General features: G+C 64.5%; 17 protein-coding genes and 1 pseudogene. 7 read left to right on the top strand and 11 right to left on the bottom strand.

The window, feature by feature from the left end:
- The first annotated feature begins 271 nt into the window (after positions 1-271).
- On the top strand, positions 272-556 hold the full coding sequence (locus tag AC1DFE_RS22260; RefSeq protein ID WP_476908025.1) for a hypothetical protein: 285 nt from the start codon (positions 272-274) through the stop codon (positions 554-556).
- A gap of 42 nt (positions 557-598) precedes the next feature.
- Here AC1DFE_RS22260 and AC1DFE_RS22255 read toward each other — a convergent pair whose 3' ends face one another.
- From AC1DFE_RS22255 to AC1DFE_RS22240, 4 genes are all read right to left on the bottom strand, one after another.
- A complete protein-coding gene (locus AC1DFE_RS22255) occupies positions 599-1699 on the bottom strand; it encodes an ABC transporter permease (protein WP_476908024.1) in 1101 nt (366 codons plus the stop codon).
- Complete coding sequence (locus AC1DFE_RS22250) at positions 1699-2808, bottom strand: ABC transporter permease (protein ID WP_476908023.1); 1110 nt, start codon at positions 2806-2808, stop codon at positions 1699-1701. Before AC1DFE_RS22250 ends, AC1DFE_RS22255 begins: the two co-directional genes overlap by 1 nt.
- On the bottom strand, positions 2805-3743 hold the full coding sequence (locus AC1DFE_RS22245; RefSeq protein ID WP_476908022.1) for an ABC transporter ATP-binding protein: 939 nt from the start codon (positions 3741-3743) through the stop codon (positions 2805-2807). Before AC1DFE_RS22245 ends, AC1DFE_RS22250 begins: the two co-directional genes overlap by 4 nt.
- A gap of 138 nt (positions 3744-3881) precedes the next feature.
- Entirely contained in the window at positions 3882-4154 is a 273-nt protein-coding gene (locus AC1DFE_RS22240) for a hypothetical protein (RefSeq protein WP_476908021.1), read from the bottom strand.
- Between the two features lie 234 nt (positions 4155-4388).
- Here AC1DFE_RS22240 and AC1DFE_RS22235 point away from each other — a divergent pair, with 234 nt between their 5' ends.
- Positions 4389-5720, top strand: a complete 1332-nt coding sequence (locus AC1DFE_RS22235) for a DUF2254 domain-containing protein (protein ID WP_476908020.1) — start codon at positions 4389-4391, stop codon at positions 5718-5720.
- Between the two features lie 365 nt (positions 5721-6085).
- Here the strand turns inward: AC1DFE_RS22235 and AC1DFE_RS22230 are convergent, their stop codons facing one another.
- Positions 6086-6697, bottom strand: a complete 612-nt coding sequence (locus AC1DFE_RS22230) for a cation:proton antiporter domain-containing protein (protein WP_476908019.1) — start codon at positions 6695-6697, stop codon at positions 6086-6088.
- 61 nt (positions 6698-6758) lie between these two features.
- Positions 6759-6854: pseudogene (locus tag AC1DFE_RS22225) on the bottom strand (dehydrogenase); the annotation flags it as partial.
- A gap of 131 nt (positions 6855-6985) precedes the next feature.
- On the opposite strand from AC1DFE_RS22225, the gene AC1DFE_RS22220 reads away from it, so the two are divergent.
- The gene (locus AC1DFE_RS22220) at positions 6986-7270 is read left to right on the top strand and encodes a hypothetical protein (RefSeq protein WP_476908018.1); all 285 of its coding nucleotides are present in this window, start codon (positions 6986-6988) and stop codon (positions 7268-7270) included.
- 238 nt (positions 7271-7508) lie between these two features.
- On the opposite strand, the gene AC1DFE_RS22215 is transcribed toward AC1DFE_RS22220, so the two are convergent.
- A complete protein-coding gene (locus tag AC1DFE_RS22215) occupies positions 7509-8183 on the bottom strand; it encodes a ScbR family autoregulator-binding transcription factor (RefSeq protein ID WP_476908017.1) in 675 nt (224 codons plus the stop codon).
- Between the two features lie 865 nt (positions 8184-9048).
- Positions 9049-9234, bottom strand: coding sequence for a YegP family protein (locus AC1DFE_RS22210; RefSeq protein ID WP_476908016.1), 186 nt, complete (start codon positions 9232-9234; stop codon positions 9049-9051).
- 354 nt (positions 9235-9588) lie between these two features.
- Between AC1DFE_RS22210 and AC1DFE_RS22205 the strand changes: the two genes are divergently transcribed.
- Together AC1DFE_RS22205 and AC1DFE_RS22200 are read left to right on the top strand one after the other, a co-directional pair.
- Entirely contained in the window at positions 9589-9975 is a 387-nt protein-coding gene (locus tag AC1DFE_RS22205) for a hypothetical protein (RefSeq protein WP_476908015.1), read from the top strand.
- 92 nt (positions 9976-10067) lie between these two features.
- Positions 10068-10196, top strand: coding sequence for a hypothetical protein (locus AC1DFE_RS22200; protein WP_476908014.1), 129 nt, complete (start codon positions 10068-10070; stop codon positions 10194-10196).
- A 762-nt stretch (positions 10197-10958) separates the two neighbouring features.
- Here AC1DFE_RS22200 and AC1DFE_RS22195 read toward each other — a convergent pair.
- Positions 10959-11534: an NADPH-dependent F420 reductase gene (locus AC1DFE_RS22195; RefSeq protein WP_476908013.1), complete on the bottom strand. Its 576-nt coding sequence runs from the start codon at positions 11532-11534 to the stop codon at positions 10959-10961.
- A gap of 65 nt (positions 11535-11599) precedes the next feature.
- Here AC1DFE_RS22195 and AC1DFE_RS22190 point away from each other — a divergent pair, with 65 nt between their 5' ends.
- Positions 11600-11752 (top strand): hypothetical protein, encoded by a 153-nt coding sequence (locus tag AC1DFE_RS22190; protein WP_476908012.1) that lies wholly within the window; start codon positions 11600-11602, stop codon positions 11750-11752.
- Positions 11753-11778: 26 nt separating this feature from the next.
- Positions 11779-12135, top strand: coding sequence for a MarR family winged helix-turn-helix transcriptional regulator (locus AC1DFE_RS22185; RefSeq protein WP_476908011.1), 357 nt, complete (start codon positions 11779-11781; stop codon positions 12133-12135).
- Positions 12136-12267: 132 nt separating this feature from the next.
- Here AC1DFE_RS22185 and AC1DFE_RS22180 read toward each other — a convergent pair whose 3' ends face one another.
- Together AC1DFE_RS22180 and AC1DFE_RS22175 are read right to left on the bottom strand one after the other, a co-directional pair.
- Complete coding sequence (locus AC1DFE_RS22180) at positions 12268-12657, bottom strand: nuclear transport factor 2 family protein (protein WP_476908010.1); 390 nt, start codon at positions 12655-12657, stop codon at positions 12268-12270.
- A 220-nt stretch (positions 12658-12877) separates the two neighbouring features.
- Entirely contained in the window at positions 12878-13309 is a 432-nt protein-coding gene (locus AC1DFE_RS22175; RefSeq protein WP_476908009.1) for a hypothetical protein, read from the bottom strand.
- Between the last annotated feature and the right edge of the window lie 468 nt (positions 13310-13777).

The following is a 13777-nucleotide window of genomic DNA, read 5'->3' as shown; positions in this document are numbered from 1 at the left end:
TGAAGGCGATGCACGTCATGCCCGCGCATTTAGGGCTTTACCATCACGCCAGAAAGCCTTTTGCGGGTGGGCCCCTCAGACCCTATGGCAGCGGCGGTCTCCGCGATGACCTGCCAACCAAGGCACAGGTGGCTGGCCCCCTGGCCAGCTGACGCCGGTAGGGACGGTGCAGCAGACGATGCCGGCACCGCGCCCGGCCGTGCCGGTAGTTCAGGGACGGGCGTGTTCTTGCTCCCGGCCGGCGGTTTTCGACGGCGGCCAGGTGCTCTGGGTGGATGGCGGTCATGCGCGGCTGGTGGTCCGGGTGCTTGCGGAGCCAGACCTTCACGCAGGGCAGACGGGGACAACGGCGATTACGGCCGCGAGAGTCTCGTCCAGGGCATTCCTGTACGAGGCGGGCGGCGAGGCCCTGCCCGGCGTAGTCCCCGCTGGCGGTGGTGTGGTGGAAAATCCGTTCGGGTCCGTTGCTGCCGTCGTGGGGCAGGTAGTGGGCTTTGCCGATGACGGCCTCGCCGTCGAGGAGTTTTGCTTAGTGTGTGATTTTTGGGCTTCGTAGATGAACCTTTCTCTATCGCGGACAACGGGTCGGCACGGATCCCTAACCCTCTACCAGCCGCCGTCGAAGGCTCGCAATCCCCAAGCCCAACCCAACCGCCGCCGTCACTCCGAGAACCGCAACGTCCCGCCCCAGATTGTCCGTGGACTCATAGAAGATGGCTTCCTCGAGCGCATCCACCCCGTAGAACGTCGGCGTGAAGTGCGCAATGTTCTGGATCCAATCGGGCAGAAACGCCGCGACGCTGATTCCTCCGCTGAGGAAGAACAGGTAGATCGACAGGTTGATTCCCACCCCGGCCACAGCTGAGAAGCGGCGCAGCGCACCTCCCAAAGCAGTCCCAAGACCGGCAGCCGCCAGCGCGATCAACCCGATCGCTGCTAGGGCCGGCAGCCAATACCAACCCGCCGGCCGCAGAACCCCAAAGGCGAACGACAAGACCAACACCACCGCCGCAACAAGCATCGTTGTCACCCAGCATGACAGGATCTTGCCAGCGATCAGCGTCCCGCGGCCGATCGGGGAGAGCAACAGCGCCTTGATGGTCAGGTCTTCGAATTCCCGCGCGGCGGCCAACCCGCCGTTGACAATGCCCATGATTGTGAGCAGGAGCACCAAAATGGGCACAAGCTCGAACTGCACGAGGTCGACGTCGTGCGGTCTCAGATCAGATTCGGCGACGCCCACCATGATCGGCGTGTCCGGCTGGTCCGCGTAAAACCCCGTGATGGCGGCTGGCACCGAGCGGCGCAGGTCGTTGGTGAAGTCCAGGTTCAGGTTGTTGATCTGGACGCTGACGGGGTCGGACCGGTGTGCTTGGTAGTCGTCGTCGAACGAGGCAGGGACGGTGATGACTGCAGCAACTTGGAGCGTGTCCAACAGGTGCGTGGCCTCAACCGGGGTCGCCCGCTGGACGCGGAACGCGTCCGAATCCTCAAGGATCGAGACCAGTCGCTGCGACCGCGGTCCACTGTCCTCAACCACCAGCGCGATCGGGTTCCGGCCGACCGCCCCGGCCACCACAAAGATGATCAGCAGGAACGCGAGCGGCGGGAGGAGGCTGGCCACAATCGCCGACGGCGTGCGGAACCACGTCAGGATGTCTTTGGCCGCGATCGCGAGCACCGCCCGTAGTGCTGCCATCAGTGCCTCGCCCCTCGTCGACCGAACACGAATGCAGCGAACGCGACGGCCACCAAAGTGAAGGCGGCTAGCACAATCGCGTCAACGGTCAGCCCCTGGGGAGCGGTTTGGTAACCGTGGAAGGCGTGCTGGAAAGCGGCGATCGCATAGGTGAGGGGCGATACTGCGGCGATCCCGCCGGGGATGGCGCCGAGCCAGTTCGCCGGCCCGAACGGCCCGCTCAAGAAGAACAGGGGAAGCACAGCGGCGATGGACAGGGGGACGGCCTGCTGTCGCCGCCGGACCAGCGTACCGACGAGGACGCCGAGCGCGAGGAAGGCCACCAGTATCAATAGTCCGAAGCCCAGGACTTCGAGGGGATGGAGCGGATGCACTCCAATAAAGAAGATTACGACGGCGAGTAGCAGCAGCGCGGACGCCCCCGCCAAGGCGGCAGCACCCAGCACCTTGCCCACCCCGATCGTCAACCGGCTCACGGGCGCCAATGCCAGTTCCTTGATGGTCCCCAGTTCGTAGTCCCGTGCGGTGTTGACGCTGCCTTGCAGTTGGGACGCAAGCATCAGACCGGCAACCATGATGCTCACGGCAAGGTATGGAATGTAGCCGGTGTCCTGGGCCTGGACATCGGACTCCTGGGCCGTCACGACCACTTGATCCGGGAAGGCATCCGCGTAGAACGACGTTATCGACAGCGGAACGGCCCGCCGAATGTCGTTGGTGAAGTCGACGTTCAGGTTGTTGACTTCCACGGGAATGTCGATCCGCGCTTTGGCGGCCAGGGCGGCGTCGAACTCTTGCGGCACGGTGACCACGGCGACAATGCTGCCGGAGCGGATCTCCCGCCTGGCGTCGGCCGCGGAGGCTGTGTGAATGATGAACGACGACGAGTTGGCCATGGCCTGGACGAACTGTTGGGCGAGGGGGCCGCGGTCATTCATCACGACGGCGATCGGCGCCTGGCCGCCGCTGAGGGCGAAGAGGAGGAAGAGCAGCAGGAAATTGATCGGGATGAGGACGCCGATGATCGCGAACAGCGGCTCGCGGAGCGTGAGTCGGATGTCCGCGGCGGCGACCGCCCGTACGACGCGGACGTTGTGGCGCATGCTCATTCCCTGAGCTCCTTGCCTGTCAGGCTCAGGAAGACTTCGTCCAAGCTCGGCTCGCGGCTTTGGATTTCCTCAAGACTCGTCCGTCCGACCACCTCTGTCACGACCTTGCCGGTGACGTCGGTACCACCCTCGACCGTGACCTTCAGCGAACTGTCGGATGCAATTGCCGAGACCACACCGGGGAGGGCGCGGACTTTTCGAACGATATCCTCCCCGGGCGCAGGATATGTGCGCATTTCAAGGACTGTGTCACCGAAACTGCGGCGAAGGTTGTACGGCGAATCCAGTGCCACCAGGCGTCCGCGATCAATGATGGCCAGCCGGTCGCAGAGAGTGTTGGCCTCCTCAAGGTAGTTGCTGGTGATGAGGACGGTGGTACCGCCATCCTTGAGTTCGAGGATTCGGTCCCAAAGTGCATGCCTGCTCTGCACATCGACCCCGAGGGTCGGTTCGTCGAAGTAGAGCAGCTCCGGTTCGTGGAGCATTGCCCGGACAAGGGCGAGCCGTCGTTTCATGCCGCCGGAGAAGGTGGAGACACGGCTCTTCCGGCGTCCTTGTAGCTGCGCTAACTCGAGCAGCGCGGTGATCTTCTTATCGAGGCCCTGCAGGGGCACGTCAAAGAGGTCGGCATGAAACTTGAGGTTAGCCTCGGCCGTGAGCTCCTCATAAAGGGCGTTCTCCTGGGGCACCGTTCCGAGCGAGCGCCGGATCTTGCGTGGATCCGCCAGTACGTCGATGCCGAGGACCGTGATCGCACCGGAGCTCGGGCGGCTCAGGCCACTGATCATGTCGATAGTGGTTGTTTTGCCCGAGCCGTTGGGCCCGAGAAGCCCGAAAATCTCGCCGCGCTCAACTTTCAGGCTGAGATCGTCGACGGCGGTGAAGGTACCGAACCGTTTGGTGAGGCCCGTGAGTTCTATGGCCGTTTCCGTCACGCCATACCTCCCGGGGAAGCGGGCACCGCCGCCGGCATATGATCGTTCCCGGCGATTTGGCGGGTCACGGCTCCATGATGCGACTGTTGCGAGCAATACACAAGGAGCCTGCCTACTCCTGGGCTTCTGGGCGCTGATTCAGGGAGTGAGCGGGCTGTGGATGACACGGAGGGCGATGTCGGCGTCACCTTCCATGACTGCGGTATCTGCAAGGCTGGAGCGGCCCCAGAGGCCGAGATACATTGTGCGCACTGGGGCGGAAATCGTTGCTGCGACGGGTTCTTCCCCGAGCGTCCAATTGGTGCTACCGGGCACGCGGAAGGTCACAGCCTGTTCCGGGGGCGCCATCCGCTCCATCCGAAGCTGGCGCGGGGCAAACATCGCCAGAGCCTCATCGACGCCGTCGAGCATGAAGTCCTCCGCAGCTCGCTGTCCCGACCTTATCGAGCAGATGGTCAGACGCCAGCCCAGAAATCCGGCGCGGGGGCCAAGACCATGGGCTTCCGGGTCAGGCCATAATGGTGCGGCTCGTAGTTGATCATGTGGTCCCCTGCCGATGCGGGAGCTCCCCACGCGCCCCCACTGGGCGACAACCGGGCAGCGTTTCCCTTGACTGGCAAGGACCATGGGTCGAGAGTGTCACATGTGAGGCGTGAGGCCGTTCGGGAGTATCTGGCGAGTGCCCTGTGGGCGATGCCGACGTGCGCCGTCGTCCTCGCTATCATCGCGGGCGCGGGGCTTTCCGCGGTGCAGTTCGACGCGGCTTCGCCCCTCGCCGTCCTCCTATTCCAAGGGACGTCCGACGACGCGCGGAACCTGCTCATCGGGATCGCGAGCACGATGGTCACGGTCATCGCCGTCGTGCTCGGGCTCACCGTCGTGGCCCTGCAGCTCGCGTCGACGCAGTTCAGCCCACGGCTGCTGCGGAACTTCCTGCGCGACATCCCCAACCAGGTGACGCTCAGCGCGTTCGTGGCCACGTTCGCGTACAGCACGGCGGGTCTCTACACCGTCGGCATCGTCGGCGGACAGCGCACTCAGGACTACCCGCGCCTCGCGGTGAGCGGCGCATTGCTGCTGCTGTTTGTAAGCATGGTCATGCTCGTCTTCTTTGCCCACCATCTGTCGCATTCGATCCAAGTGGACCAAGTCATGAAGGGCGTCGAGAAGGCCACACTCAAGGTGATCGAGCGCTCGTTCGTCCCGGGCGATCCCAGTACTCGCCTGCCAAACCCGCCGCCCGGCGCCACGGCCTTGCCGGCACCGCGGTCGGGATATGTCCAGGCCTTCCATGTCGAGGCGTTCGTCGGGGCGCTCGCGAGCCGAGGCCTCGCTGCCCGGATGGTGCCCATGATCGGCCGACACGTCATCGCCGGGGCCCCGCTCGCCTGGGTGTGGGAGAGCACCGGCGAGGGCGAACTTCCCCTTGCCCCAGACGCCAGCGCTGAACTGCGCCAGGCGCTCGTACAGAGCGTGCGGATCGGTTACGAACGGACCCTTGAGCAGGACGTCGCCTTCGGGATCCGGCAACTCGCCGACATCGCATCCAAGGCGCTCTCGCCCGCCATCAACGACCCCTACACCGCGAACCAAGCGGTCGACCATCTCGGCTCGATCCTCGCGGCCCTCTCACTCCGGCAGCACGGCCCGCAGGCCGTGGCGGACGCGCAAGGCACCGTAAGGCTGCACGTGCCGGCTCGCGATTTCACCTATCTCGTGGATCTGGCCCTCGGGCAGGTGCGGCGGTATGGCGCGAACGAGCCTCGCGTCGTCCGGGCTGTGCTGCGCGTGTGCCATGATCTCGTGTGGTTCGGCGACGCGGCCCACCACGCCGTCGTGCGGCAGTACGTCGAGACTCTACTTAGCGATGTGACCCGGCTCGTGGCCCAGCCAGCCGATCGCGAACCCCTTCTCGCGGAGGCGGCGGCGGTGCTCGAGGCCTTCGACGCCTCGGGCGGCACGACGGACGCCAACTAGCTAGGGACACCGCATAGGCTTTGCCGCGAAGCGAACCTCGGCCGCGATGCGCGGCCAGGGCGCGCCCCCAGGGCGCGCCCCCAGGGCGGCGCCCTGAGTCCGGCGGCGCGCCGGGTCTTTTCTGTGAATGGCCGAGCGCCGGTTGTCCACAGTGACGGGCCGATTGGGCGGGGAGGTTATGGCTTTTGTGTGCGTAAGAGCACTAGGGACGCGAATGCGGGGCCGGTGTCCGCCTCTCGCGTGGGTTCGAGCGCCTGCGGGACTTTACCGGGGTTGTTGGAAGAGTCGCGCGAGCCCGGTTTCTGAGTCCGAGAGGGCGAGGATGACGTCACCGGCACGCAGTGTGTTACGGCCGCGGACCTGGATCAGTTGGCCATCTCGTCGGATCGGCTAATCCAGCCTGACTCGCCCAGGGCCAGGTCGGCAATAGTGGAGCCACCCGCTGGTGACCCTGACTCAACGACGTGCCGGTGCAGGCCGCGGGGTTCGTCCGTGAACCGAAGGCCAATGCCCCAGGGTTCCGGGTCGCTGCGGCGCATCGGCACGTGCAGGAGGGCGGCGAGGTAGGGCACGAGTGTGCCTTGAACGATGACCGAGGTCAGGACGACGATGAAAACAATGGAGTAGATGCGCGACGCCTCGTCCGGTCCGGCGCTGAGGATGAACATGCCCAGCAGGATCGGGACGGCTCCTTTGAGGCCGGCGAGCAGGATGAACGCGCGTTCGCCCCAGCGCAGCCGGATGGGTGTTATGAGCAATCCGACAAAGGTGGGGTGGATGATGAGGATCAGCAGGCCGGCGAGGGCCAGTCCGATCCCTAGCCCGCCGGATCGGAGGACATCTTGGAGCGAGACACTGAGTCCGAGAACTGTGAACGCAACGATTTCGGCCAGGCTGGCGGTGGCAGCGCTGAAGCGTTCGATGTCGCGTTTGTAGGGGGCTCGTTGGTCGCCGATGATGACTCCTGCCAGAAACACGATCAACCGTGAAGACCCCGCCCGTCGCGTATGCCGAATCGTCGCTGGCCAGGTACACCATGATTCCCACGACATCCGCTGCTGTGCCTGCCCTTCCAAGCATCGTCGCTTCTACGAGGCCGGCACGGCTGATGGGGTCGTCCGCAATCGTCTGCACCAAGGGTGTCTCTGTGTACCCCGGGGCGACGTCGGACAAGCGCTGAAAGGTCAGTCCCGCGCCGCCGCAGCAAGGGAACGGCGGCTTTGATACCGTCGGCGGTGCCGCTGTGGGGGTGGTTGGCGTGCGCGATGACAATGTCCCCTGCTGCTGCTCTGGAGACTTCAGCCGCGACCGTCGGTGCCGGGAAGGTTGCGCCGCCGTCGCTGTTGACGCTGAAGGCCACGGGAAGCAACCCCATCGCCTTGGTGATCTCCACGGCGACGTCGTCGAAGAAGTGCTCACAGACGGGTACGGACCATCCCATTAGCGTGCGGCAGCATTTACAGCGGCTCTATTCCGAGAACCGGGAAGGCGGCCGCTACCGCCATCCGGCCAGCGGGCTCACCGAGAAGCGGGCAGCTTTTGCGGAATAGGGCCAGACCGGCGGACAGATCCAGAGCAGTGGTGGGGGTCCGTGCCGGCGCTCCCCCCAAATTGGCGCGCCGACACAGCCGCTCATTGAGCGGAGTTCCCAGTGGATCCGTGACCAGAGTAAATGATCACTGCGGCAAAAACAAGACGGTCATCCGGTTTTTGATTTGGACGTTGCGGGGGTGATCGGCAAGGCGCCCTCGCAACAGGCGGCCAGCGTAGTGGGCGTCCTCGAGCCGGTCAGGGCGCCGACTGGTTAAGTCGCTGGGGCAGGGTGGGGATGGCAGCGGAAATGAGTCCGGAGAGGGACGAGGGGTCGTTATGGAAATCGTCATGCATGATGCCGGGCAGCAGAATCTTCCACATTTCTTCGATTCGTTGCATGACGTCCGCGCGGCCGGTCAGTACGTCGGAGACCATTTGAACCCCGGTGAATGAGGCGACGAGGTATCGGGCGAATGCTCCGGCATCGACGGAGGGCCGGACCTGTAATTCTGTCTTGGCCCGTTCGGTCAGTTGCTCCATGACGGCGATCCAGTCCTCGTACGGGCCGCTTACCGGTGGGCCAAAAGCCGTGGCTTCGAACGTCAAACGGATTCCTGCCCTGACGACTGGCTCGTGCAGGAGCTGGTGGCCGAAAAGGCGGCACATGAGGATCATTGCCGTCAGGGCCGGGAGATCCTCGGCCGGGATGCTCTCGCCGGCGGCAACGGCGATCCGATGCTGTTCCTCGATGACCGCCCGGGCGAGATCGTCCTTGGACTTGAAGTGGAAATATAGTGCGCCCTTGGTGACACCGGCCGCCTCGGACACCTGGGTCAGGCTGGCAGTGCCGTAGCCGTGCTCCTCAAAGACTGCAGCAGCACCGTTGATGATGGCCTCGCGGGTGGCTTTCGCGCGATCCTGACGGACCATCTACGAACCTCAACTCAACTCATGGACGTGGAAAACATGATTTTCAACCGCCCCTGCGTGCGGCGGTACTGCTTCGGCCGCGTGCCGCGTTTCCATGCCGGAATAGGGAGGTGAGGCATGCTGCCACTCCGAATACTTCCGCCGCGCACCGAATCGCTGGAGGCTGATGATTGGTCCGATCCTAACAAGTCGGTCCGCCGTCTTGTAACGGACGTGCATTTCGCTGCGGAGCCGTCCCAGAGCGCCAGCATCTCCCGCGCAGCGGGATACGGACCCAGAGACAACACCACCGTCACCGTTGTCCTCTCACTGTGAACGTCTTCCCCGGCCCGGGGATCAACACCAAAGCCAGCCTCACTCCCGCCGTCAACCCGGCAACAGGGGCCTGAACAGGCACCACCGCCACCCTGGAACCAACCCCACCCTCTACGCCCGCGCCACCCAAACCGACCTCACCGGCGACACCGGCCAAAACCCCGTCCCGGGCCCAATCGGGATTTCCCAGCGACCGGGAAAACGAAGGGAGGATTCCGCTCCATCACCGGCAATTACAGAGACATGAACGATGTCCTCTCCCAAAAACCATTGAATCGACAATGACAGGCTGCCCTCAGTATGCCAAAGGATTAACGCGGGACAGCGACCAGAGGGAGAAGGGACAATCCGCGTGGAGCAGATCGCCATTGCAGCCGCCAGGGCACGGTGAAACTCCGGACCGACGGCTTCATTCACTTGATATGGAAACCCACAGCCAGTTCGAGCCCGAAGCGGGCAAGAAGCACACCCGGGATGGACACCCAGCCCGTCGCCCGTCCGCACATTCCGCTCAAACTGGCTTGTGCCCCGGAAGTGCACTCTGACCCAGCTAGTTCTCTTCGGTCAGGTCTACGATCCGGGAGTCGGCGTTCTCCATCACGGATTCGATGCCGTGCAGCGCACTGGCCTTGGTCTTGTAGCTCTCTGACATCGCGATCGGCTCTCCATTGACGGCCTTGGGTCGGAACATGAACCCTCCGGACGCATCCTTGTAAACCTTGTACTTACCCGCCATCGCGCATCCCTTCGGTCGATCTGCAGCCGGCCCACTAGCCGGTGTGCCGCACGATACCGGGCAGAAGGCAACCCGAACAGGGCCAGCCCGACAAGCGTGTTCCTGTACAGCAGGGAGAGCGGCCACACCTATCGTTTTCTTATGTGTTTGGGGACAGGGGGCGAGCTGGAGGGGCAGATCTCGATCAGCGAGCTGCTTATCCCAATGGGCGAAGCACCCGTCGCACCCAAGGTCCAGACATTGCTCCGCCGGCGCCCATCCAGATGGCGCTGCCGGTCTCTGAGCCGGTCAATTCGACTGCCCAGTCCGCACACCTGGCAGATGACTCTGATCCTGAATGAAAGCAGCACCCCTTTGAAGAAAAAGCTCTCCATCGCCGCGTCGCTGGCCGGCATCCTCCTGGCCGCGTCGGCGTGCTCTACCTCGGCCCCCGGCACCTCAGCCCAGTCGGCCGAGACCGAAGCACCAAATCCCTCCACGGGGTGGGAGCTGAATAAGCAGGGAGGGGCCGAGCGCATCAAGGCCGCCGGACTTGATGTTCTGAACTCCGAAGGCGCCGCCGAACACTTCCACGCACACCTGGACATCTTCGTGAAGGGCAAGGCGATGATCGTCCCGGCCGACATCGGCTTCGAATTCACCGCAGCCGGCAAGCCCACGGGCATCTCGGCCCTGCACACCCACGACGAATCCGGCATCATCCACGTGGAGGCACCCGTCGTCGGCGACAGTACACCGTAGGGCAACTGCTGACCGAATGGGGCGTCCTGGACGGAACCGGTCCCGCCACCGGCACGGCGGCCCACTCCGCAATTGCGGGCTGGTCCGCGACCGTGAACGGCAAGAAACGTCCCGGCAGCATTTCGTCGATCGTCCTGAAGGCCGACGAACAGATCGTGCTCTACCACGGCAACGCACCATCCCCCATGCCTTCGACGTTCACGTTCCCGGAAGGTGAGTAGTTCCGAATCCCGATGAGATCGACGAATCAGTGCGAGAAGTTCACCGGCCCGCAGCGGCCGCACCGGCGCGCGTCGGGCATGACAGTGAGTCCACCCCCCCGGTAACCGGGCAGCTTCCGGGCGCGGTTATCCGGGCTGCCCTGGACTGCCTGACTGCCCTAAACGTCGCGGGAACCGGCGCCGGATTAGGGGGTCCGGCGCCGGTTCCGGCAGTTCTGGTAAGTTCAGCTCCCCAGCATCGGTGAACCAGATACGCACAGTATGACCGGTCTAGCTTGGTGAAAGCAGGGACCGCGGTCCCCCTGCAAGGGTCCCCCACACACAAAAGTGGACGGGCTTCATCCCCGAACTGGCCAGATCTGTGCCTCGCCGATAGGTGCGCTACATCTGCCGTATCTGCCCGCGGGAACCGGTGCCAGCTGCCCGCGCCTTTCCCACCGGCCTGAAGGTCATTCGCTCCGGGAACCCCAGGCGCTGATCATTTTTCGACGTAGCCTGAGCGAAACGTTCGAAGTCCTCGGCATTCAGGGCGAGTGAAGGGGCCGCTGGCATAAATCCAGCCACTATCGGGCGCAGGGAACCTTTAAGCCGGCGACTGCATCGGCGGGCGCCAGGTGTCGCCGAAGGAGCAGGAGATGCAACTGTCCCTGGGCCGGGGTCTGCTTGGTCACACCGCAGGCGGTGCACCGGCGGAAATAGACGCAGGCGTCCACCGGCTCGGCCCATCGTTCCTGCTCGCCAGCGGGACAAGAGGCGGCCGGGTCAGGCCTGGACGGCGAAGCCGCCGGTCCAGGAGATTTTCTCGGCGGCGGCGAGGGCGATCTGCAGGAAGCCCAGGGCCTCCAGCTCGCGGGCGCGGCGCAGTGAGCCGGCGTCGATGGCACGCAGCCCGCCGGCGGTGACAACCTCGGCGAGCTGGGACTTCGCGGCAGCGTCGTCCCCGGCGATCAGCACGGTGGTGGGCTGCCCGGCGATCTCCCCCGAGGCCAGGGTGGCGGCAAATGTCGTATTGAAGGCCCTGACCACGCGGGAGTTCGGAAGAGAAGACTGGATCTCGGCGGCTGCCGAGGAATCGGCCGGCACGGTCAGGGAGTCGAAAGTCTCGAAGTTCAGCGGGTTGGTGATGTCAACGATGATTTTGCCGGCCAGCTGCCCAGCCCGCTGCGCCAGCACCTGCTGCACTGCGGGGTAGGGAACCGCCAGGACGACAATCTCGCCCGTGACGCGCTGGTCCGTGTCCTTGCTGCCGAGGAGCTGGGCAGTGTTGCCGCCCTTCTCAATGACGCTGGCGATCGCCGGGCCCATGTTGCCCGTTCCGAGGATGCTCACAGTGGTCATGACGATCTCCTTCGTGTTCCGGCCTCAGTTGGGTTGAGGCTTCAACTAAGGACTAGCGAGTCTTGATGGTTGTTGCAACAACTCTTTTCGGGGAGAATGTTTGTGTATATACCAAATGGCTTTCCAAGGACGAGCTGGCCGCCTGGGTGCGGCTCGTTGCGGTGATCGAGCTGCTCCCCGTGTACTCGACTCCCAGCTCCGCCGCGCTGCGGACCTGACCAACTTCGAGTACTACGTGCTCGCCATGCTCTCTGAAGCCCCGGACCGGACCGCGCGGATGACTGCCCTCGCGGCCCAGACCAGCGCCACACTGCCGCGCCTTTCCCATGTCGTAAAGCGGCTTGAGGCCCGCAACTTGGTGGACCGGTTCCCCTGTCCCGAGGACGGGCGTGCCACCAATGCCCGCCTGACAGAAAACGGATGGGACAAGGTTCTGCAGACTGCGCCCGGCCACGTGGCAAACGTCCGCCAGCACGTTATCGACGCCCTCACCTCCGAACAGCTCGGGCAGCTGCGAGGGATCGCCGATGCGATCCTGGAGCAACTCGACCCCGACTCGGCGACGGCGGCCCTGTACCGCCGTCACGACGCGACTGCCTGAGGCCCTTCCGGAATCATCGGCTCATTGCAAAAATTCGTCGCGCTCGACGCCGCCTACTCCTTCCGCGGACCGGACGTCGGCGCCAAGGCCATCAAACTCACCCAGTAGCCAACCCGCCCGGATCCACCTTGATCATGCGTTCGGACGACCCGGCGGCGTCGCGATCGGGCTCAGGTGAACGCCGGCGAGCTGCCAGTAGTCGAAGCTGCGCACGAGAATGTGGGTTGCCCGGAAGGCTCCGTCGGAAGGCGTGCCACGGTACGCCGCCTGCTGGGTGTGCCGACCGATGGCGACGGCGGTCGTCGCGTATTCGCGCACGACCACCTCGTCCCAGTTGAGTGAGGAGGTGACCAGGTCACCGCTGCGGTAGCGGTCGAGCCACTGCTGTTTGTCGAGAACGAACCCGAGCGGGCCGACCAGCGTGAAGTCGGCGACAGTCATGGCGTCGAGGGCGTCAACGTCGCCGCGAACCTCGGCTTCGGCCCAGACTTGCCCGAACGCGCGGATCTCGGTATCGATCATGATTGGTCCTTTCGTGGTGGACGGTCGTAGGGAACGGTACGGTGGGGCAATCCTCGTGGCAAGGCGGGACGGCCATCAGGATGTTTCCGGGCAGCTTCGTCCGGAGCGAGACGGGGCCGGCGGCGTGAGCGCCCCCAGCCGTCGTCGGCCCTGGATGTGACAGGTCGTGATGCAGAATGTCTGGCCGGCGGGTCGCAGCCGCGTATCCAGCCGGCCACCTTTACTGAGTACGGCGCGGGGCCTTCCCGGATTTGCGCGGCCGGTCCAGCACGAGAGCGAGAGCGATACCGAACATCCAGACGTCCTTAGCCAGCGCCGTCCCTTTCTGACTGGGGCGGATGCCATCCGCCTCGGTCATACCGGGGGTCCTCCGATACAGGGTCAGCAGGCACCCGGAGAAGATCCCCAGCCCGACTCCGACCAGACGGCTGGGCAGGAACGGCGCCAAAAGTGCCGCACCAAGGGTCATTTCCGAGTAGCTGAGCACCTTGCCAAACATCTCGGCTTCCATCCGGCTGACCGGCGGAATAACCCTGGCCGCCATTGCCTGCAGCCCGGCCGCACTCTCCTTGTCCAGTTTGCGCTTGCCGTAACCGGCATTCAGGATAAAAGCGCCGGTCGTCAGGCGAAGAGGAATGTGGCTCATTCTCATGTTCGATCCCTTCAAAGGTTCGGTTCCCCCTGCTCCTGAGCGTAGTTTCACTCCCCACGCCCCCGCCAGACCCACCGCTGGCCAGGAGTAGTCGGTTGCGTCACCAACTGGCCCGGCTGGCGGCTCTGTCCACCTCCTACAAGGACGCGAACCGGCCACATCCTTAGGAGTGGGACGTGAATGACACCCAGCTGCGTGTTGCGGCTCATAGGCTGCGCCGCAAGCCAGTTGCTGCTAACGACAGCCCTGCTGGCGGCCAAGCTCCTGATCCGCGCGGCAGCGGAGGGGCTAGAGGGCGTGTCTCCTAGCTGCCGGGCCCAGGCGATGACAGCGGCATGATCGAGCGTTAGTGTGCCTGTCAGTGGAAACTAACGGGATCCAGAAGGGATCTGCGGCCATAGTTCGAGGTCGCCCATGAGGGCACCCCAAGGAAGGGAACCGCGATCATGAAACTGACGACCAACACGC

This window comes from Arthrobacter sp. 05T423 (assembly GCF_056396245.1).
The sequence above is the reverse complement of the archived record's forward strand: the minus strand, read 5'-3'. Positions and strand labels throughout refer to the sequence as shown.

Coding starts and splice junctions, on each gene's coding strand:
- AC1DFE_RS22255 (WP_476908024.1), bottom strand. CDS start 1,699: ATGGCAGCACTACGGGCGGTGCTCGCGATCGCGGCCAAAGACATCCTG.
- AC1DFE_RS22250 (WP_476908023.1), bottom strand. CDS start 2,808: ATGAGCATGCGCCACAACGTCCGCGTCGTACGGGCGGTCGCCGCCGCG.
- AC1DFE_RS22240 (WP_476908021.1), bottom strand. CDS start 4,154: ATGCTCGACGGCGTCGATGAGGCTCTGGCGATGTTTGCCCCGCGCCAG.
- AC1DFE_RS22220 (WP_476908018.1), top strand. CDS start 6,986: ATGACAATGTCCCCTGCTGCTGCTCTGGAGACTTCAGCCGCGACCGTC.
- AC1DFE_RS22215 (WP_476908017.1), bottom strand. CDS start 8,183: ATGGTCCGTCAGGATCGCGCGAAAGCCACCCGCGAGGCCATCATCAAC.
- AC1DFE_RS22210 (WP_476908016.1), bottom strand. CDS start 9,234: ATGGCGGGTAAGTACAAGGTTTACAAGGATGCGTCCGGAGGGTTCATG.
- AC1DFE_RS22195 (WP_476908013.1), bottom strand. CDS start 11,534: ATGACCACTGTGAGCATCCTCGGAACGGGCAACATGGGCCCGGCGATC.
- AC1DFE_RS22190 (WP_476908012.1), top strand. CDS start 11,600: ATGGTTGTTGCAACAACTCTTTTCGGGGAGAATGTTTGTGTATATACC.
- AC1DFE_RS22185 (WP_476908011.1), top strand. CDS start 11,779: ATGCTCTCTGAAGCCCCGGACCGGACCGCGCGGATGACTGCCCTCGCG.
- AC1DFE_RS22180 (WP_476908010.1), bottom strand. CDS start 12,657: ATGATCGATACCGAGATCCGCGCGTTCGGGCAAGTCTGGGCCGAAGCC.
- AC1DFE_RS22175 (WP_476908009.1), bottom strand. CDS start 13,309: ATGAGAATGAGCCACATTCCTCTTCGCCTGACGACCGGCGCTTTTATC.